This is a genomic window from Taishania pollutisoli, from assembly GCF_014518315.1.
Classification (GTDB): domain Bacteria; phylum Bacteroidota; class Bacteroidia; order Flavobacteriales_D; family Crocinitomicaceae; genus Taishania; species Taishania pollutisoli.
Genome location: NZ_JACVEL010000002.1, coordinates 365,116 through 385,211, shown reverse-complemented (window position 1 = coordinate 385,211; position 20,096 = coordinate 365,116). Strand labels below are relative to the sequence as shown.

The window sequence follows — 20,096 nt, the reverse complement described above, 5'->3', positions numbered from 1 at the left end:
GTAAAAACAAGTACAATATCAATGAAAACACCCCATACATTTTCGTAATCCGTCTCAGTATGTTTATCGGGTTGCACTTGTTGAACACATCCCTGCAATTCGTTGTAAAAAATAAAATAAACTATTTTCGGACTGCCCCCCGTGCGTCAATCACGTTAGAATACAGGGATTTAATAGTAAAACAACCAGAGTAACCAACAGAAAAAATATGACAACATTAATCATCGGAGCAAGTGGAGCAACAGGAAAACTCTTAGTTGAACAATTAATTAACTCCGGAAACAACGTAAAAATTATTATACGCCCGTCGAGTAATATTCCCAACCGTTGGAATAATCATGGCAGCATCACTATCATTCGAAAAAACATAACAGAACTGAGTGTTGAAGAAACAGCTCACCACCTCACAGCATGTGATTCCGTCGCATTTTGTCTGGGGCACAATATGACCTGGAAAGGTATCTTCGGTCACCCGAAAACACTTGTTGCTGACACTGTTCGTTTGTTTTGTGAAGCTATTTTAAGTACACAGCCGGGTACCCCTGTGAAATTTGTTTTGATGAATACGGTGGGTTACAGAAACATGGATCTGCACGAAAAGATTTCCTTTGCACAAAAAATAGTTATGACCATCATTCGCACGCTTTTACCTCCTCATAGCGACAATGAAGCGGCTGCTGATTTTTTAAGAACAAAAATCGGAAAAAAGGAACCAAAAATACAATGGGTTGTTGTACGTCCGGATAATTTGACTAATGAAAACACCGTATCATCATATGAAACATGCATCTCTCCCACGAATAGCTTATTCAACCCCAGAAAAGTCAGCCGTATCAATGTTGCCCATTTCATGGCATCTCTGGTTGCTGAAAAAGAAGTATGGGAAAAGTGGAAAGGAAAAATGCCGGTTATCTACAATCAGTTAACGAATCCTGATGTAAAACCCTGAAAGATGAAAAGATTCCTTTGTTGGCATATATGGCATGGAATTCCCTGCCACTCATTCCTGCATTTCCACTCTCAGAATTCCTGCTCCGTCTTGTCCTAAAAACTGCACCAGTAAGGTCTCAAAAACAGCTGTTCCGTTATCTGAATTGGTAAAAATCAACAAGCCGTTTTTTGTTTTCGGAATCAGAAATGCGATGGTGTTCACGCCAATATCGTTGCCGCCGTGAACCAGTGCAAAATCGTTATTTTCATTGATTTTTTCATCAATGCACCACCCCAACCCGAAGTGCTTGCTGGCATTCACACGTACCTGGTCGGCTGTTAACTCCTGTTGCAGGCGTTCGGAAAGTCCGGCACCGCTCAGTACCCACACCATAAATGCAGCATACTCCTCAACCGTTGTGAGCAGGTCGTCCGCGCCGTTTGCGGAAGTGGTCTTATTCGTCGGATAACGTTCTCCCGTACTATTGTGCCACTTGGCAAACCGTTTTTCATCCACCTGCGGTCCCCAGAAGAAATGTGTATCCGTCATATTCAATGGTTGAAAAATCAATGCATCGGCCAATTGATCCAATGTTTTTCCAAATTTTTGTTCCAATGCATTTCTCAGGTATTCATACCCTTCCCCGGAATACTGGTAACCTGTTCCCGGTTCAAAATCAAAACCGAGCTTTCCGTCGGGATTCAGGTACCTCCAGTTCGGAAAACCTGTCTGGTGACTCAAAATCATACGTGTTGTCAGTTTTTGAGCGTATGGATGCCCTGCCAGATCCGGATCCGTGTAATAACGGGCAACCGGTTCATCCAGATTCCATTCGCCTTTGTCAATCAACAAAAGCGCGACCAATGCCGTTACAGGTTTTGTCAGTGAGGCAACATTCCAGATTGTGTTCAGTGGTGCGGGTACACCGTTTTCCAATTCGCCGAATACCTCCGTTTGCTTGATAACACCGTTTTCAATAAAAGCGATTCCCACCGCGGGGACCTGTTCTTGTTGTATCCAACGAGTCATTTCATCCCGGTTCATCTCGCCGGTATTTTTGTGTGTTAACTGAGGTTGTGCATTTGACAACAGGGAAATTGTACAGGAAAAGACGACTAAAACGTGTTTCATTAGCTGAATTGTGAGATCCGATCGAATGATTCAAAGATACAACGTTTTCTTTTCATCCCTCTCTGTTTTCGAAGGAAATAACCTACTCTTCTCCCGGCGGTGAATACGTTACAATATCAATCCCGATACCGTTGGGGTCAATAATTGCAAAGTGCCGGTCTCCCCAGGGCTCTTCCCGCAGTTCAACTTCGATGGGAACCTGCCTTTCGCAGAGCTCTGCATACATGCTGTCCACATCATCCACTTCCAGTGTCAGGTATACTCCCTGGTTTTGAAAGGGAGACTGAAAAACCGGTTGCTGACTCGGATGTCCGGGTGTTAAAAAACTAATCTCCGCCTCGTGATTCGGAGTATGCAGCAACAAATAAAATTCGTTTTCAAATGTAACTCCAAATCCGAGTGTTTCCATGTAAAATGTTTTTGTTTCACTGATCTTTTCAGTAATAATTCCTGCATTTAATTTCATTGTCTTTACATCTTTTGAGGGTTGAGAATAACCATTGAACGCACCCAAGAACAGGATTGTCAACAGCAGATAGTTGTTCATCATAACGATTGATTATTCATTCGATGAACAAAAGTAGTGCACCGGATTGTTGCGGGATTGTAAAAATCGGACAAGATCACCGTTCAGGGACTTTCCCGGGTGTTGTTCCATAAAATGTTCTGAATTCTTTGATAAAATGTGCCTGGTCGTAGTACCCGACATCAAAAAACTCGTTGCTTTCCATCACGGATTGCCCGGAAGGGACGTTCGTTATCGTGCGTTGAAAACGAATGACTTTGCAAAATGTTTTGGGAGTGGTGCCAATGTAATAATCGAACAGGCGGCGTAACTGCCGGGAGCTGATTCCTGTTGTTAACTCTTTTTCGATTGCTACAGCACCCGATTTTTTCAGAATATGTGTCATGGCTTTGTACAAGCGATTGTCCTCATCCAACGCTACAGTTGTTGTACGATCACCAAAATAGGTATTGAATAACGCCCTTAGCTCAGCAGGAGATAACTGCGTATGAAAGTTATCCGACAAAAATGCAGCGACTTCGGGAAGAATGGTATGTAAATCCACAGAACGGTTGCGCAATGTACGTGCGTTTACACGGAACAATTGCGGGAACATGGTCGGAAAAAAACGTATTCCCACGTAATTGAATGCTTTTCCGAGTTGGAACTCCGTAAACCGGTCACAAAATCCCATCACACAGCTTTCGATCGGATTATTCAAATCAAAATAGATATCAATACACCCATCAGCAACAACGCGGTAGCTGAATGGCTTCGAAAGTTCACCGGTTGTGTGAAGTTGCCAATAACAGTAGACAACGTGCCGCAGTTGTTCATCCGGTAACCATTCCGTGTATGTCACCGGTTGATCAGACGAATCAACGGTCGGCTGAACGGGAGCATATAAGTGTTGTATGTCGGACAAGGGCTTCATGAGGAAATGGTTCTGCTTAGGATTAAATGTCAGGAATTATCCCTGGAAATCACCGCAATCGTGTTCTTTAAACAGATGTAATTTCTTTGCTGGTGTATAAAATGTCGCGATTCGTTTATTATCAAGTTTCAGGTTCTTTCCTGTTATTGATAATTCATACACTGGTGCATCGTCAATTTTGATCAGTGTAAACGCATACGCGTCTGCCCGGATACGCATCTCCTTCCCAACCGCTGCACAGGAGATGTCATTTATTTCATACCGGTCATTGTCGTCGCAGACATTGATAAATGTCAGCCGTTGCTGTGATAGTTCTATCCTGGCTAAATCACATGCATAACAATTACCGGAAAATTCTATTCCGTATTTCTCATAGCTGTTTCGGGCAGTTGTATCAACAATTTCTATCGGAATCAATTGTTCATAGTCACTCAGATCAACCGCAATTTCTTCCGGTGTTTCCGTAATTACAGCAGTGTTTTCCACCTGTGAATCATCAACGCGATTGGGAATTGCTTCCCGGCATCCTGTCAAGGCCAGCGCAATCAGCAAAAAATAAGGACAATGCATGTTCATGGATGGTATTGGTTTTGTTGTATATAACATCGAAGTTACATAAAATCCGAAAGATGTACTTACATTCATTCTTCATTTCCGGATGATCGTTACAGGCTCTGTACAATATCCGCTAACTTTTTCACCTGTATTTTACGGGAATAATTTTCCACTCCTGTGGAAGCGCATTCGATTTTCCCTTTTTCCCGGAACTCTTGATGCAACTCATCCAGGAGTTGCTTTAAATGCGTGACATTCTCTGCAATCACTCCCGCATTTGTTTCACGAATTAAATCAACCTGCAACTGCTTACTCATTCCATCCACCTCATCGATGGTGTAATGTGCTTCCTTCAACCTCAGTGCATCTTCATCATTGGCATAGCACAACAATATTTTACGTCTGGTTCCGAGATAATCAAATATTTTAGTCCCCAGGATCGAATAATCATTAAACAACAACATGACATTTTCACGTGCAAGCCGGCTGAGCAACTCCATATTGGAGAGTTTGGGACAGATTTGAATCGCATTCCTTGATTTTTCAGGCAATTCATCAATTGTTTTCCGAATCTCTGTTTCTATATTAATTCCATACAGATTCAATTGTATGTCTCTTTCTTCGCCCTGCTCTATAAAATCAGAAAATTCCTTTAAGAAACTTCTCCAGGGATGCCATTCGTAAATCGTTCCGACAAATGAAATTGTCAGTTTATCTGTCGATTGAGGTATCTTCGATACCGTCGAAACAGCCTCCGGGTCATAACCATTTGGTATAATATATATATTCTTCTGTGGAAAATATTCCTGTAATTTATACTTCATGATACCTGAAACTGTTGTTATTCCAACCGATGTTGATACAATCTTTTTTTCCAACATTTTATTCCAGTTATGGAAAAGTATATTTGCCTGAACTCTTTTATCCTGACTCCAGGGGTCACGGTAATCGGCAATCCAGGGAGTATGAAACTCTTTCCCCAATTTTTTTGCGTAAAGAAATAAAACGAATGGGTCTCCTGTTGCAATGATCATATCAACAGGATTTTTCTGCAGGTATTTTTTTGCTGTTTCATAGATTTCCCTTTTTGCTCCTGAAATCCATAAAAACTGTTTAAAATCATGTGTTGCTGTCAATGATTTTCTCAAATAGCTGTATTTATTATTGCCATGCCGATATAATAATCGATTACTCAAGGTTGGTGTATAAGGTGCATACAGAACCGTTCCGTATTCGCTTACTTCTGTAATCGTTTGATCACTATGTCCGCGGGCAATATAATCCAATGCGCTTTTGTGTGTATTGCTCCATTGGCGGGTCACAACGATGGGTTCTATTCCGTATTCTTTCAGATATCTGTACCAGTTATATGGGCGAAGCCCTCCTACAGAAACGTATGGGGGAAAGTCATAGGCAAGAATAAGAAGTTTTTTCATTGCGTGATCTTCAACTGCACGAAGATAATCATTTATCTTTGACGAATGAATCGAAAAAAACTGGTACTCTTTACCTCCGATTACCCATTCGGAGCCGGTGAAACGTTTCTGGAAACGGAAATAAAATACTTATGCAATGCTTTTGATCAGGTGATTATTATCACACAAAATCAATCGGCCGTGCAGACAAGAGTTGTTCCAAAGAATTGTTCTGTCAAACGCATTGAGTTGGATTATTCTCTGACAACACGATTAACAAGTCTGCTGAACATTTTTATCCCTATTGTCCGGACAGAAATCAGGCGTGTTGGTAACGTTTACCAAAAGAAAATAACCCTCGGAATTTTGAAGACCATTCTTGTCTCCTTTCAACGTGCTAAGCAGGTGAGAAACTATATTCACACGCATTTTCATTCTGAATTTGATCAAACGCTGTTTTACAGTTATTGGTGTGATGATACCGCTTTGGGAATTGCGTTGTCAGCATTCAAAGATAAACACGTAACAGGGATTTCAAGAGCACATGGATGGGATACCTATTTTGAGGTCAGTGCAGTTAATTATTTACCTTTCCGATCATTTATTTCTTCTAACCTGAAGGCTCTTTTCCCTATATCGGAAAAGGGGAAAGAGATCATCTACAAATCCTGGAAAATTACCCGTAATGATCATATCATTGTATCCCGGTTAGGTGTCAATAATCCTTTCCAACCTGTTACTCCTGAAGGAACTGTAAAAATAGTAAGCTGTTCCAATGTAAATACAGTAAAACGGGTTCATTTAATCGCTGAAGCACTCTCACAAATTACAAGCCTTCCTATTGAATGGACTCACTTTGGCGATGGTGATTTACTGGTTGAATTGGAGAAAAAAGTTAAAAAACTTCCTGTTAATATCACTGTTCATCTAAGGGGAAGAATTCCAAACAATGAAATTTTTAAAGCTTATCAGGAGATCAAACCTCATGTTTTTATGAATGTCAGTTCTTCAGAAGGAATCCCAGTTTCCATTATGGAAGCGATGAGTTTCGGAATTCCTTGTATTGTAACAAATGTTGGCGGAAACACTGAAATTGTAACAACCCAAAACGGGATTATTTTACAGGATCCTCCCCACAGAGACCTGATTTGTTCTGCAATTTATGAACTGTTGGAACAACCTGAAAAAAGGGGGAATGCTTATCAAACATGGAAAACACTCTACCACGCGGATAAAAACTATACTTCCTTCACTTCTGTCATTCTGAATCTATAATTGAATAATAAAAATCAACGAGTTCTCTCGTTTTGTCCGGAAGAGCGTATCGCTTCGCATATTCCTGGGCCTGAACGGAAATCAGCTGATACAGTTCTTCATTTTGGGTGTATTCCACTATCTTATCCGCAAATGCTTTGGGTTCTTGCTCGAAGAACATATATCCGTTATAATCATTTTTTATAATATCCCTGTTCCCCTTTCCATCTAAACAGATAATGGGTAATCCCGAGGCCATTGCTTCTAAAAGGACCAGGCCGAATGGCTCATAATATGCTGTATGAATATATAAATCCGAATCATTGTACCATTCGTGGACATTTGACTGCAGGCCATGTTGAAAAACGACATCTCCCAGTTTTCTATTCCTGATTTCATTATATATATGCTGAAATTCCGGTCCGTCACCAATCAGGTTTATTTCAAACTCAACACCAAGTTTCTTTAGTTCTTCTGCAATATCCAGCAGAAAGACTTGATTCTTTTTGACCTGATAGCTTCCTACATTTAAGAGTTTTATCTTTTTCTTTTTTTGCTTGTATTGCCGTTCAACAAAGAAGTTAGCATAATTAAACCCAAGAGGAATCAAGCGAATATTTTTTTTCTGATTTGCCGGTAACATGTCTTGAAAATAACTATACGTGTGTTGCGAATTGGCAATAAAATAAGTGGGTACTTTCCTGTATTTACGACGAATCAAATAGTTATATTCAATGGAATTTAACAATGTTACCTTATCGACTAAACTACTTAGGGAAAACCGTTTAAACTGCACCATATTATCATGGCAATGGCACACATATTTAATCGATCTTCTGATGTCGTAGGATGTTATGAATTCAGCCAAAAATCGATTGGTATGAATAATATCCGGCTGAAAGTCATTTAATAAATCAGAATACGTTGCATTGTAGTTCTTTGTCTTGAGAGAAAAAGTAGCAAAATCTAAAAAGTGAATTTTATCATTGTTTTTAAATTCTTCATATTGGACCATGTTGTATAATGATGCAATCCGATAATCAATATGGGGATAGATTTCCAGCTGTGATGTCAAATCCAACAAAAAACGCTCTGCCCCTCCTTTTCCGAGATCTGTTATGACAAATAAAATCTTCAGTGCTTTCATTTTATTTTCAGGCTTTTCTTTCTCCATCTCGGCAAAATTCGATACATGATACGTACAAAAAGGAAATTTACAGGATTAAGTGTTTTTTCCCATTTGTTCTTGTAGTTAAGAAATAGTTTATCGTGTGTCAACTGATACATTACTTCCATTTGCGGTACATGCACATTCTTCTGATAATAGTACCTTACCAATTCTTTTTTCTGCAAATCGTAATAAGACCAGTATCCTGCATCAAACTTATGTAGATTGTTTTTCAATGTCCTGATGCATAACTCTATTTCTTGCCAAACCAATTCATCATTGGTTATCCGGAATAAGTCATACAGGCCAAACAATGCATAAAGAAAGCCGTTTAAAACAAATGAGGGTGGGTTAGACGGATATTCCTCCAACCACAGGTCTCCGTTGTGATCATACTGTCTTACACCGCCATCTTCGACTTTTACACTTAGAAAATTAAATGCTTTCTTCGATAATTCCAAATATTTTCCCTCGTTCGTCAACTGATAAAACCGCAAAAAAAGAGAAATGATTTCTCCCTGTGCCATAGCTGAAGCCCATGGAGCTTCTATTCCGTACTTACTTTCCCTGTACCGGTGCCACCAAATACACATCCGGTCATCAATGTCCGCTAATTCAACTAACTTTTCAACGCATTTCTTTAGTTGCCGGAATGTTACCTCATCCTGGTTTTCCAGGTAATCCGCGTGTACTATAAAACCGTACTGAGCAATATTAATCGGGGAATATTCAAAGTGCCCTTCAATTCCACACATGGGAACACCGTCATCATCAAAACAGCCATTAAAAATATTATCTGTATAATGAATGATTGCTGGTCGCATATCAATGTAATACATACCAAGTTCAGGGGTTAAACTTACATTACCTGTCTGCAGAGTAATTTTTTTACTTTCCTCCTTCATAATTGAGTTCTTATTCCATGCCTGTCAATTGTTATACGGTAATCCGGATGAATATCCATCGAGATTTCTTTTTCTTCCCATGGTGCTTTTGTTCCATCATGTCTCCACTTACCTGATTTAAAATTCATCAGGTGTATGTACATAAAACGTCTGTCTTTATCCCGTTTATTGGTAATGATTCCTTTGTCATACGTCCATTCATCGGGCTGCATGCTATTTAATGAACCGTCTATCCAGGGAATTGACGTAAAAGGAGTCGTATACTGCTCCACAAAATAATACTTACGTGCTTTCCACTTCCGCAATCCATTAAGTAACCGATTATTTATTGAGCATTTTAATTTTTCGGCAACTTTATCAAGAAAGGTCATACAGAGTGCGTTGGTCATTCCATGTTCATCTATTCCTATAAAATCAGGATTTTTCAAGGCTTCTTCCCACTGATAAATCTGATAACCAATTGTTCGGTATTTCGGTGTATTTTTAAGTAGTGTGCAATGTCCGGACAAGCGAATGGCATGCGTAGAGAGCACCTGATAGCGTTGTAAAATATCATTGGTGTAGAATGATCTGATATTTCCAAAAAACAAGTCGGTATCTGTCCAACCGAAAAAATCATATTTGTGGATGTCCTGCTCATGAATAATTCCAAAAAATGGGCGCAAATCACATATCTTATACGGATCAGTGATTTGAATGTCTTCTCCTAACATTTTTTTGTATCGACTGATGTATTCTTCAAATGTAATTTGCCGGAATGAAATATTCGGAATATCCGTCAGAACGGCTGTATCACAATCGGTTATAAATAGAAAATCAATCGTTGGATTCCTTCGAATGGAGTCAATATACAAATCCATCCATTCAGGCCATTTACCAAAGTACGGGACAATAAAAATAATTGACTGCATCACCTAAGAGCTTTATAATAATCAAATCCAGCTGCTGTCAGAATCGAATCATATTTATACTTAAAGATACGGTTTAACAGTTTATTATCATTAAATCTATGAAATAAGAAATCCTTAAAATGTATCTTCCAGTTTTTCAAGAACATGTTTGTTTTACTGCGATCTTTCATAAAACAACCGTTCGCCAGTTCAGTTATTTCATGTATTTTTTTTTCTGAGAAACCATGTTCAATCATTGCTTGCTGAACAGATTTTTCAAATGACAGACAGATTTCCTCGCTTGCCCCTGCTTCTCTTTTAATCATCAATTCCAGCAATAAATTAGCGAAATAGATATCGTAATTAAACGTGAGCGGAAAGTCTTGTTTCCCCCAGTAGGAATAGATTACAATAAAATCATTGTAGATACAATTATAAATGAATGGAACATCTGCCAATGATGCATGCAATTCGTAATTTGCTCCTAATGTTTTAAAATAAGATGTATCTCCTTTCGCAAAATTACTTCCGTTGCTAACCGAAGCACCTTGCCCCAGCATAATCGTATCACCGAGAAAATAACATTGCTGGTCCATTAATGTGTTTACAAAAAAACTAGCATAATCAGGTGTTGAAACACCTCTCAGATTAAAATAGCTTCCCTTTTCACGTCGTATTTTCTGCGCTATTTCATTTTTATAACAACTATTAATCGTTTTGGGTGCAAAAAAGTCAAGACTTCCGGATGAATAATAAATTGCGCCCTTAAAATTGTCTACCAGTTCTTTTGAGTTATACATTCTGGATTTTCCGGTAGTAGAACGAGTTCCAAATTTGTTTTGGTGCTCTAAAAATGCTTTTGTACCAAATGAAATAAAATTGATATCCTTATGTGTATCAATAACTCGTTTAATTTTTTTCAGTGAATGCTGACACAGTACGTTTCGATCCGTCAGCAATACAACATACCTGCCTATCGCCTGGCACGTGGCAAATTCCCAATGATCAAGCATGTTCAACTCATCAGTCGGCCTGACATATCTCAATCTTCCATCTTCCGGAAAAGAATCGATCACCTCTTTGGTTGCAGCATCATTGTGATTATCCGAAACAATCAGTTCAAATTCTGTAAAGCTCTGGAGTAAAACGCTCTGAATCGCATCTCTCAATAATTCAGGGCGGTTTTTCGTAGGAATCACTATGGAAAAGAATGGTTTTTCTACCATGTTACTGACTTGATCAATTATTTTACCCGCTTTAAGTATCCACCAGGAGCAACTGAGATCAATAGTTTTGAATCAATTGAATTCATTATTTCAAAATCCGTATTGCCTTTCAAAAATTCCCAAACAGCAGTCTTCGGGTTATTTCCGACGCCCCATGATCTTCCGGCCCAATCATTCGTTAAATCTTCTACAACAGTGTCAAAAACAACACAATAACTCCCTTTAGTAACCAGGTTCGCATATGCATTCAGTTCACCCAATACATGGTCGTGTGTATGATTAGAATCCAGACAAACCATAATTTTTTTCTTTGTTGCAGCAATTTCTTTTACCGCACTGACAATCTCTTCACTTACAGATGAACCTTCTAATAAATGAATTCGTTTCATCATCGGATGACTTTCAATCAACTCCCGATTGTGCTTTCGGATATCAATGTCAATCCCGACAACAATTCCGTCCTCACCAATCAATTCCAGCAAAGAGGCATAATATACGATTGATCCCCCGTGAGCAACACCTGCTTCAATGATCAAATCAGGTTTTACTTCCCATATAATTTCCTGCATGGCGATCATATCCTGGGGATAGGCAATGATCGGTCTTCCCATCCACGAAAAATTGTACGAATAACGTGCATCGATGGTTTTTTGCATAAATTCTTTCGCACTGTCCAGCAAGGAGTTGTTTTGTCCCTGGTTGCTAATATTATTTTTTACCTCTTCATTGAATTTTTCAACTTCATTCATCTTTCTAATGTTTTAAGGTTAATCTCCAGTCCCATTGCTTTAATTGTAGCATCTATTTCAGCCATGTAATTTTTATTTACGACAATAATTTCGTCAACAGGAAGTTCTTTTAAAATTTCAGGTGAATAAATCCGGTGACCTGTTCCCCCTATAAATTTGTTTTGTTTTTTCGGATTAATATCAATTACTCCCAATACTTTTTCAGCTTTATCATCTGTCAGGTTTAGGAATGTAGATCCCTTTGCACCTGCTCCCCAAATCATTTTTTGTGATGCTGTTCCCACAAGGTTATTGTAATGATTCAATGCTGTTTGAAATGATTGGGAATACGTCTCAATTACTTCTTCATGAATCTCACTTCTGTCTTTGAGCATTCCCAACTTAGCAAAAATACCAATGTACTGCCCATTAAAAACAGGTATCACTTCAGCCTCATGAAATAATGCTTTGATGCTCTTAGTGGTAAAATAATTACAATGTTCATAAAAAATGTCTTCTATTGCATTGTTTCGATAAATCCATTCATAGGTAGGAATTTCAATATAAACAACTGTTTCCTTCTCATTTGCATCGGAAATCATTTTCAGAAAATCGTAGGGTAAAGCAATGTGCTCCAGTGTATGCCTTAATACAATTAATCCAGCTTTCAGATGGCTATATTCATTTGAATAATAATCCTTTATAACATACTCAGAAGTTCCTTCATAAGTAGGGTCTATTCCGATCACATCACACCCTCTGTTCAACATCAAATCCAAAAAAAGTCCTTTTCCACAACCTATTTCAACGATTTTTCTATTCAAAAGATGACGTTCCGATATCAGTTTGAATACACTTTCCAGGTGTTCCTGAAAATAATCAGAGTTCCCTTGTTCGTTCTGATAATCTTCATTATAATCCAATACCTCCGGATCAAAACCTCCACTGAAAACAAATCCCGTATCCTGGCATTGATATAGCTTTACAGGAAGTTTCATACAGCCGGCAGCTTCCTCTTTGGTTTTATATACTTTATTTTGAAAAACAGGAACTTCCTTTTGTTCAAAAATACACATTACATGCTCCGTTTGTGTGATCGGACTGACTATCATATCGTATTTAATTTTGTATTATCCCCCCAAAAATGCACCGGTTCCATCGGAGAATAGTTATAATATCCCCTGTTTAATTGTATCGGGCTATTTTTTATTCGGATGTACTCTTCCACCAATTCAATAACTCTTACCGGCTTTCCACTACAACAGTTGATAATTCCGGAAATCCGATCCTGTACACTTATTGCAGCAATTTTTTTTACCAGTTCGTCAAACAGCAAATAATCTCTTAGTTGATTCCCGTCACTCATGTTAAAAACGGAATCATGTTGTGCAATCGCCCGGTCCAATTGAGCAAATAATGAATTCGAGTTGTTGCTTTTCCCGTAGTTATAAAACAGACGAATCCATTTCAGCGAGAAGTCGTGTACAGACTGTAACATCTCAAGAAACACGCGAAGCGTATTTTTTCCAATCCCGTATGGATTAGACGGGGTTACATTCATTGTTTCGGAAAGGCACCCTTCCTTCATTCCATATTCAAAACAGGTACCTAAAACAGTAACATTTTCCACTCCCGATTCAATGATACTTTTCAGGAAAAAATAATGATTCATCAGGTTCTCTTCAACATGATGCAGCCCCCTATAGTCGTGCAGATTATCCCATGCGCAATGGATCACTGCCTGCGGTTTTTCAAAATATGCATACAAGTCAGAAATGTCTTTGCTCCCGATCGTATAGGGCTTATAATGTACAGATGAAAACCAGTCATGAAATGAAGCAGTGTGTTCGTTTCTGGAAGTAGCTATGACTTCATGTCCTTCTTTCAAGAGTTCACTTACAACTCCTTCACCGATGAATCCCGTTGAACCGGTAACCAGTATTTTCATCTTTAAAAAATTAGAAGTTCTGGTACTGCCACAACGAAACGAGCCCCCCATTCCCTTGTATAGGAAAGTTGTTCTGAAATTTCGTGTTTTAAATTCCACGGCAGGATAATGATATAATCCGGTTTTTCCAGAACTAATATATACTCTTTTTCAACCGGCAGATGTGATCCTGGTAAAAACTTCCCCTGCTTGTAGGGGGATGCATCAATAACAAATGGAAGAAGGTCTTGTTTGATTCCTGCAAAATTAAGAAGCGTATTCCCTTTTGCTGCCGCACCGTAAGCAACTACTTTTTTATTCTCTTGTTTAGCTTCCAGCAGGAATGTCAATAAATTGTTTTTTACCTGTTCAGATTTTTGTTGGAAGGTTGTGTATAGATCAACCTGTCTCAAGCCATACATTTGCTCTTTTTCTAATACATAATTTACGGCATCTTCTGTTTTTAGGTCATTGTTCTCGAGATGTGTTGCATAAACACGCAGAGAACCACCATGTGTTGGCAACTCTTCCACATCAAATATCCGGAGCCCATGATATTCAAACATTTTCTTTACGGTATAAAGAGATAAGTATGAAAAATGTTCGTGATAAATTGTATCAAATTGATTTTCTTCAATCAGTTTAAGCAGATGCGGGAATTCCATCGTGATCACTCCTTTGTCGTTCAACATGATTTTCATGCCTCTGATAAAGTCATTAATGTCCGGCACATGCGCCAAAACATTATTTCCAATCAGTAAATCCGCTTTTGCCTTTTCTGAGATCAGTTTTTCTGCCAATGCACTGCCAAAAAATTCAATGCATGTTTCTATTCCTTTTTCTTCAGCTACCTTTGCTGTGTTTGCCGTTGGCTCAATTCCCAGAACAGGAATTTGATTTGCCTTAAAATATTGTAACAGGTATCCGTCATTACTCGCAATCTCCACAACCATGGAAGCATGGCCAAAACCGAATCTCGAAACCATTTTTTCAGTGTATTTCTTCGCATGATCCAACCAGCTGGTTGAAAAAGAAGAATAATAAACATATGAATCATTAAAAATATCATCGTGTTTCGCGAATTCATCAATCTGGACAAGAAAACAATTATCACAAAGCTTAATTTTCAAAGGATAATACATTTCCGGCTCATTTAGTTGCGCTGCCGTCAAAAAAGAATTGGACGGAGGACTAAATCCAAGGTCAACAAAGTCGTAATTTAGTTCAGTTTTACAAAAACGGCAATTCATATTTTAAATCCTTTAAAGTCAGACAACAGAGGGTAAGATACATCTTTTTCCGAAATATTCCGAATAGCGTATGGTAGAATTAAATCAATTGCGGGATCGTCAAATCGCACACCAAATTCAGCTTCAGGAACGTAATTTGTATCGTGTAAATAAGTGAGAGAAGAAGATTCTTCCAGTGTCAGGAAACCATGCGCTATTCCTTTGGGTATATACAGTAATTTCTCATCATTTTCACTCAAATGAAATGAAGATGTTTTTAATAAAGTAGGGGATCCCAAACGTAAATCCAACACAAAATCCTGAACTGCACCGGAGACACAACGGACAATTTTCCCTTCGGAAAAAGGTGGTCGTTGCATATGCATCCCCCGGAATGTGTGTCGTTCTTTGTTCATCGACTGGTTTATTTGTCGGACTTGAAAATCAATTCCTTCTTTCAGAAATGTATCCTGACAAAATAAGCGGGAAAACCATCCTCGTTCATCTCTGAAAGCAGACAATTCGATTAAGAAACAACCAGGAATATCAGTTTTTGTGAACTTCATCTAAGTAATGATTTATTTGTCGGAAAGTACATGCCTTTTTATCCGGTGAAAAATACCATTCCATTGTATATTGAATCGCCTGTTCTGCATTATAACGAGGAAACCAATTTAAATCTTTCTTTGCTGCAGAGATATTCAGTCGAAGTTGGTTTGCTTCATGTAAATCATCTGTTTTTTTAATCAGATAACTTCCTTTTTCAACAACTGCAATTGCTGTTTTAACAAGTTCCTCTACTTCGAGATGATCTTTTTCATTCGGTCCGAAATTATAGGAATGAGCGAGTGAATAATCACTTTTTGTCAACAATGCCAATTGTAGATATCCGGTTAAAGGTTCCAACACGTGTTGCCACGGTCTTATTGCTCCCGGATTTCTTAGTTCAAGGGGGGCATTCTGTTCAATGGAACGAATCAAATCAGGAATGATACGATCCTTTGAAAAATCTCCTCCTCCAATGACATTTCCTGCGCGGGCGGTCGCAAAGCGATGAACGGATTGAGCTGCAAAGGAGCGGATAAACGAACTTGTAACCAATTCCGCACATGCTTTACTTGTACTATACGGATCATAGCCTCCTAAGACATCGTTTTCAGAATAATAAATCGCTTTCTCCTTATTTTCGTAGACTTTATCTGTGGTAATAACAATTGTCGTACATGGATGTACCAATTTCAATACTGCCTGAAGTAAATAAGACGTTCCCATTACATTTACTTCAAACGTTTCTGACGGATCTGTATAGGACTCACGCACCAAAGACTGGGCTGCCAGGTGAAATACAAAATCCGGTTGAAATGCGGAAATTTCAGATTCTAATCGTTTCTGATCTTTTATATCTGCAATGATACTGTCACTGATGCGACTTCCTTCAATGATATCAAACAATTCTTTCGAGTAGAGTGGTTCAAGCGCATATCCTTTCACCTGAGCTCCTAATTGATAAAGCATAGCGATTAACCAACTCCCCTTGAACCCCGTATGCCCGGTTACAAAGACTTTCTTTCCTTTAAAATCACGTAAGTCAACCATGTTATTTCCAAATCTTCCATTCAGCATTACCCGAATGCCATAACTTTTCTAATTCAATACGGTCCCTCAACGCATCCATGCATTTCCAAAAACCTTCATGTTTATACGCTGCCAGATTATTTGTCTTTGCTAATTCAACCAAGGGTCCCTTTTCAAACTGAACTTCATCCATATCTCCTTCAAGAAATTCAAAAACACCTGGTTCCATGACGAAAAAACCTCCATTAATCCACATACCGTCACCAGTAGGTTTTTCAATAAATTCTTTAACCTCCGAATTTGCATCGATGCAGATATTACCGAATTTTCCTGGCATCTGAACGGAAGTCAATGTCGCCATTTTTCCCGATTTTCGATGAAATGTAAGCAATTCTGTAAGGTTCACATTGGAAACACCATCTCCATATGTGAGCATAAATGTTTCTTCACCAACATATTTTTTAATGCGTTTAATCCGGCCTGCAGTATTTGTTTCCAGACCAGTATCAATCAATGTCACCTTAAATGTTTCATCTGTTGGCAAATGAACCTCCACATCATTATTTTTTAAATCAACCGTTATATCAGCATTGTATAAATAATAATTGATAAAGTATTCTTTGATGGAGGATTGTTTGTATCCCAGGCACAGAATAAACTCATTGAAACCATAGTGTGCATATATTTTCATGATATGCCACAGAATTGGTTTTCCACCAATTTCAACCATCGGTTTCGGTCTGGCTTCTGTTTCTTCCATTAATCGGGTACCTAATCCCCCGGCAAGAATTACGACTTTCATAGCTTTTCAATTTTGTATGGTAACGACAGTCTTGTAACACCTGGCATCTCACCAACATACGGTATGTTCCTGTACGTTGTATTATCTTCTGTTACTTCAAATGTAAAGGCCTCTTTTTCAAAAAAGTGAACATGAGTTCCCGGATATGAAGTTAAAGCTATTCCAACGCTATACATTCCTTTATTTAAATAATTCGGCACAAATTCAAACGTTGTTTGAAATATTCCCGGTTCATTAATCCCTTCTTCCTGCTTAACACTGGTAACAAAAACACATCTGTTATCACGATCGAATACGTGGAGATTCAACAAGAATATATCATCAACATTACTGAGTTCCTTCACTTGATACTCCAACTTCAAAAAGGCACCATCGTACAGATTAAAAGAACTGATATCATTTCCTGCAGCATCTGTCAGATTGTAGGCATGTAACTCTGCCCAATTGCTTGCTGGTCTCTTGTCCCGTTCATAAATTTTTCGGCACAAAATGGATTTTTCGCTGGTATGGTATTTATCCAGACATACATCCAGATCTCCAAATTCAAGAACTCTTCCTTTGTCAAACACAACTCCTCTTGTACACAATTGTTTGACAGCTCCGAGGTCATGACTCACAAAAATGACGGTTCTCCCTTCTCCGGCCACGTCTTTCATCTTGCCCAGGCATTTTTTCTGGAATTCAGCGTCACCAACGGCCAATACTTCATCTATGATCAGGATTTCAGGCTCCAGATGTGCTGCTACAGCAAATGCCAGTCGGACGTACATCCCGGATGAATAATGCTTTACCGGTGTATCAATGAATTTTTCAACACCTGAAAACGCTACAATTTCATCAAATTTGGAAGCAACTTCTTTTCGGGTCATGCCGAGAATAGTACCGTTTAGAAAAATATTTTCACGTCCTGTGAGTTCCGGGTGGAAACCGGTACCTACTTCAAGTAGCGATGCAACCCTTCCGTTGATTTCGATTTCCCCTTCCTCCGGCCGGGTGATCTGAGATAGAATTTTGAGTAACGTCGACTTTCCTGCGCCGTTTTTCCCAATGATTCCCACCACATCGCCCCGCTGAATGTCAAACGACACATCTTTTAACGCCCAGAATTCTTCTTTGGAGGAACTGCCTGCTGAAAACAAGGAAGAAAGTGTTCCGCGAAGACTTCCATCCTTTTGTTTTCCAATAACATATTTTTTGGAAACTCCTTTTACACTGACAGCAATTTGGTTCATTGATACAAATATAAACAGATAATCGTAAATTAACGGACAAGTCTACATTAATTCCTCGTCAGGCAAACGTGCTGTCTCAACCGATAGCGTCAAGCCCCATCAACTGTCAGATCAATCATTTGTATCCGGACATCACTGATTATTTGGCCGTGAGTACCACAAACGGAATTAATAATTCTTCCAGGGAAACTCCTCCGTGCTGAAATGTGTTCGCATAGAAATTCACAAACTTGTTGTAATTGTTCGGATAAATGAAAAAATCGGATTCGCGTGTAAACACAAACTCTGCGGAAACAGATGTTTTGGGCAGGTATGCTTCATCAGGATTTGAGATACGGAATACTTCCTTTTCGTTGTACGAAAGGTTTCTCCCCGTTTTATACCGCAGGTTGGTATTGGTTGCTCGTTCACCGATAATTTTTACCGGGTTGGTGACTTTCACCGTTCCATGATCTGTCGTGATGATCAATTTTGCTTTCTGATCCGCTATTCTTTTAATCATTTCCTGCAACGGAGAATGTTCAAACCACGACTGTGTCAACGATCGGTATGCAGCTTCATCGTCCGCCAATTCTTTGATCACTTCCATCTCTGTGCGGGCATGGGAAAGCATGTCTACAAAATTATAGACAATGACATTCAGCTGATTGTCTTTCAATTGATTGAAATTATCCACCAATTTCCTTCCTGCTGTCAGGTTCGTGATCTTATTGTAGCTCCACTTGTATGTTTTTCCAAGGCGCTTGAGATTGGCCTCCAGGAATGCGTCTTCGTGCAGGTTTTTTCCGCCTTCATCATCTTCGGAAGCCCACAAATTGGGAAATCGTTTGGCAATTTCGGAAGGCATCAACCCGGCGAACAGAGCGTTTCTGGCATAATGTGTTGCTGTAGGCAAGATGGAATATATGATTTCATCTGAATCAACGGTAAAGTACTTTGAAATGATCGGCTGAAGAACTTTCCACTGGTCGTAACGCAGGTTGTCAATGACAACAACATATGTTTTTTGTTTATCCGCAATCGGTCCAATCCGGTCTTTGAATAACGTATGAATCATTTGCGGGGCGTCATCGTCTCCATGCAGCCAGTCGATGTAGTTTTTTTCAATGAATTTGGCAAAAAGGGTATTGGCTTCTTTTTTCTGCATGTTGAGTATTTCACTCATCCCGGAGTCATCGGCACTTTGCAATTCCAGTTCCCAATAAAGAATTTTCCTGTAAATCTCGGCCCATTCTTCTGCGTCGAGTCTTCCTCCCAACTGCATCCCCAGTTGTCTGAATTCCTGCTGGTAGTTGGATGTTGTTTTTTGAGACACCAGCTTGGACTGATCCAATATTTTCTTGAGGCTCAGCAAAATTTGGTTCGGGTTGACTGGTTTAATCAGGTAATCGGCAATTTTACTCCCGATGGCCTCTTCCATAATGTATTCCTCTTCACTTTTGGTAATCATCACCACAGGAACATGCGCTTTTTGCTCTTTGATCTGGCTGAGCGCCTCCAGTCCGGAGATTCCGGGCATGTTCTCATCCAGGAAAATGACGTCAAACTGTTCCTCGGCATTGCGTTCCACCGCATCTACCCCGCTGTTGACTGCTGTTACAGAGTAACCTTTTGATTCCAGGAACAAGATGTGCGGTTTCAACAATTCAATTTCATCATCTGCCCATAAGATCTTTACTTGCATCCTTC

General features: G+C 39.1%; 20 protein-coding genes. 2 read left to right on the top strand and 18 right to left on the bottom strand.

What is annotated here, in order from left to right; translation table 11 throughout:
• Positions 1–208 precede the first annotated feature (208 nt).
• Positions 209–949 (top strand): NAD(P)H-binding protein, encoded by a 741-nt coding sequence (locus tag H9Y05_RS04905; RefSeq protein WP_216713649.1) that lies wholly within the window; start codon positions 209–211, stop codon positions 947–949.
• Positions 950–1,000: 51 nt separating this feature from the next.
• Here H9Y05_RS04905 and H9Y05_RS04900 read toward each other — a convergent pair whose 3' ends face one another.
• The 5 genes from H9Y05_RS04900 to H9Y05_RS04880 form a co-directional block, all read right to left on the bottom strand.
• Complete coding sequence (locus H9Y05_RS04900) at positions 1,001–2,062, bottom strand: serine hydrolase domain-containing protein (RefSeq protein ID WP_216713648.1); 1,062 nt, start codon at positions 2,060–2,062, stop codon at positions 1,001–1,003.
• An 82-nt stretch (positions 2,063–2,144) separates the two neighbouring features.
• Positions 2,145–2,528: a VOC family protein gene (locus H9Y05_RS04895; RefSeq protein ID WP_216713704.1), complete on the bottom strand. Its 384-nt coding sequence runs from the start codon at positions 2,526–2,528 to the stop codon at positions 2,145–2,147.
• 157 nt (positions 2,529–2,685) lie between these two features.
• A complete protein-coding gene (locus tag H9Y05_RS04890) occupies positions 2,686–3,501 on the bottom strand; it encodes an AraC family transcriptional regulator (protein ID WP_216713647.1) in 816 nt (271 codons plus the stop codon).
• Positions 3,502–3,537: 36 nt separating this feature from the next.
• Positions 3,538–4,146 (bottom strand): hypothetical protein, encoded by a 609-nt coding sequence (locus H9Y05_RS04885; protein WP_216713646.1) that lies wholly within the window; start codon positions 4,144–4,146, stop codon positions 3,538–3,540.
• Between the two features lie 20 nt (positions 4,147–4,166).
• The gene (locus tag H9Y05_RS04880; protein ID WP_216713645.1) at positions 4,167–5,492 is read right to left on the bottom strand and encodes a glycosyltransferase; all 1,326 of its coding nucleotides are present in this window, start codon (positions 5,490–5,492) and stop codon (positions 4,167–4,169) included.
• A 45-nt stretch (positions 5,493–5,537) separates the two neighbouring features.
• Between H9Y05_RS04880 and H9Y05_RS04875 the strand changes: the two genes are divergently transcribed.
• Positions 5,538–6,746 carry a glycosyltransferase gene (locus H9Y05_RS04875; protein ID WP_216713644.1) on the top strand — a complete coding sequence of 403 codons (1,209 nt, stop codon included), beginning with the start codon at positions 5,538–5,540 and terminating at the stop codon, positions 6,744–6,746.
• On the opposite strand, the gene H9Y05_RS04870 is transcribed toward H9Y05_RS04875, so the two are convergent.
• The 13 genes from H9Y05_RS04870 to porX form a co-directional block, all read right to left on the bottom strand.
• Positions 6,730–7,899: a glycosyltransferase family 4 protein gene (locus H9Y05_RS04870; RefSeq protein WP_216713643.1), complete on the bottom strand. Its 1,170-nt coding sequence runs from the start codon at positions 7,897–7,899 to the stop codon at positions 6,730–6,732. The genes H9Y05_RS04875 and H9Y05_RS04870 overlap by 17 nt on opposite strands.
• The gene (locus H9Y05_RS04865) at positions 7,869–8,798 is read right to left on the bottom strand and encodes a D-glucuronyl C5-epimerase family protein (RefSeq protein WP_163490761.1); all 930 of its coding nucleotides are present in this window, start codon (positions 8,796–8,798) and stop codon (positions 7,869–7,871) included. Before H9Y05_RS04865 ends, H9Y05_RS04870 begins: the two co-directional genes overlap by 31 nt.
• On the bottom strand, positions 8,795–9,709 hold the full coding sequence (locus tag H9Y05_RS04860) for a DUF6625 family protein (RefSeq protein ID WP_163490762.1): 915 nt from the start codon (positions 9,707–9,709) through the stop codon (positions 8,795–8,797). Before H9Y05_RS04860 ends, H9Y05_RS04865 begins: the two co-directional genes overlap by 4 nt.
• Entirely contained in the window at positions 9,709–10,914 is a 1,206-nt protein-coding gene (locus H9Y05_RS04855) for a glycosyltransferase family 2 protein (RefSeq protein ID WP_163490763.1), read from the bottom strand. Before H9Y05_RS04855 ends, H9Y05_RS04860 begins: the two co-directional genes overlap by 1 nt.
• A 17-nt stretch (positions 10,915–10,931) precedes the next feature.
• Positions 10,932–11,663 carry a cephalosporin hydroxylase family protein gene (locus tag H9Y05_RS04850; RefSeq protein WP_163490764.1) on the bottom strand — a complete coding sequence of 244 codons (732 nt, stop codon included), beginning with the start codon at positions 11,661–11,663 and terminating at the stop codon, positions 10,932–10,934.
• Positions 11,660–12,754: a class I SAM-dependent methyltransferase gene (locus H9Y05_RS04845; RefSeq protein WP_163490765.1), complete on the bottom strand. Its 1,095-nt coding sequence runs from the start codon at positions 12,752–12,754 to the stop codon at positions 11,660–11,662. The genes H9Y05_RS04850 and H9Y05_RS04845 overlap by 4 nt, the downstream gene beginning before the upstream one ends.
• Entirely contained in the window at positions 12,751–13,590 is an 840-nt protein-coding gene (locus H9Y05_RS04840; protein WP_163490766.1) for an NAD-dependent epimerase/dehydratase family protein, read from the bottom strand. Before H9Y05_RS04840 ends, H9Y05_RS04845 begins: the two co-directional genes overlap by 4 nt.
• Before the next feature lie 2 nt (positions 13,591–13,592).
• Positions 13,593–14,819 carry a class I SAM-dependent methyltransferase gene (locus tag H9Y05_RS04835; protein ID WP_163490767.1) on the bottom strand — a complete coding sequence of 409 codons (1,227 nt, stop codon included), beginning with the start codon at positions 14,817–14,819 and terminating at the stop codon, positions 13,593–13,595.
• Positions 14,816–15,364, bottom strand: a complete 549-nt coding sequence (locus H9Y05_RS04830) for a dTDP-4-dehydrorhamnose 3,5-epimerase family protein (protein ID WP_163490768.1) — start codon at positions 15,362–15,364, stop codon at positions 14,816–14,818. The genes H9Y05_RS04835 and H9Y05_RS04830 overlap by 4 nt, the downstream gene beginning before the upstream one ends.
• Entirely contained in the window at positions 15,345–16,394 is a 1,050-nt protein-coding gene (rfbG, locus tag H9Y05_RS04825; RefSeq protein WP_163490769.1) for a CDP-glucose 4,6-dehydratase, read from the bottom strand. Before rfbG ends, H9Y05_RS04830 begins: the two co-directional genes overlap by 20 nt.
• A 1-nt stretch (position 16,395) precedes the next feature.
• Positions 16,396–17,175, bottom strand: a complete 780-nt coding sequence (gene rfbF / locus H9Y05_RS04820; protein WP_163490770.1) for a glucose-1-phosphate cytidylyltransferase — start codon at positions 17,173–17,175, stop codon at positions 16,396–16,398.
• A complete protein-coding gene (locus H9Y05_RS04815; protein WP_163490771.1) occupies positions 17,172–18,407 on the bottom strand; it encodes an ABC transporter ATP-binding protein in 1,236 nt (411 codons plus the stop codon). The genes rfbF and H9Y05_RS04815 overlap by 4 nt, the downstream gene beginning before the upstream one ends.
• Before the next feature lie 139 nt (positions 18,408–18,546).
• A complete protein-coding gene (gene porX / locus H9Y05_RS04810; protein WP_216713642.1) occupies positions 18,547–20,091 on the bottom strand; it encodes a T9SS response regulator signal transducer PorX in 1,545 nt (514 codons plus the stop codon).
• Positions 20,092–20,096: the final 5 nt, after the last annotated feature.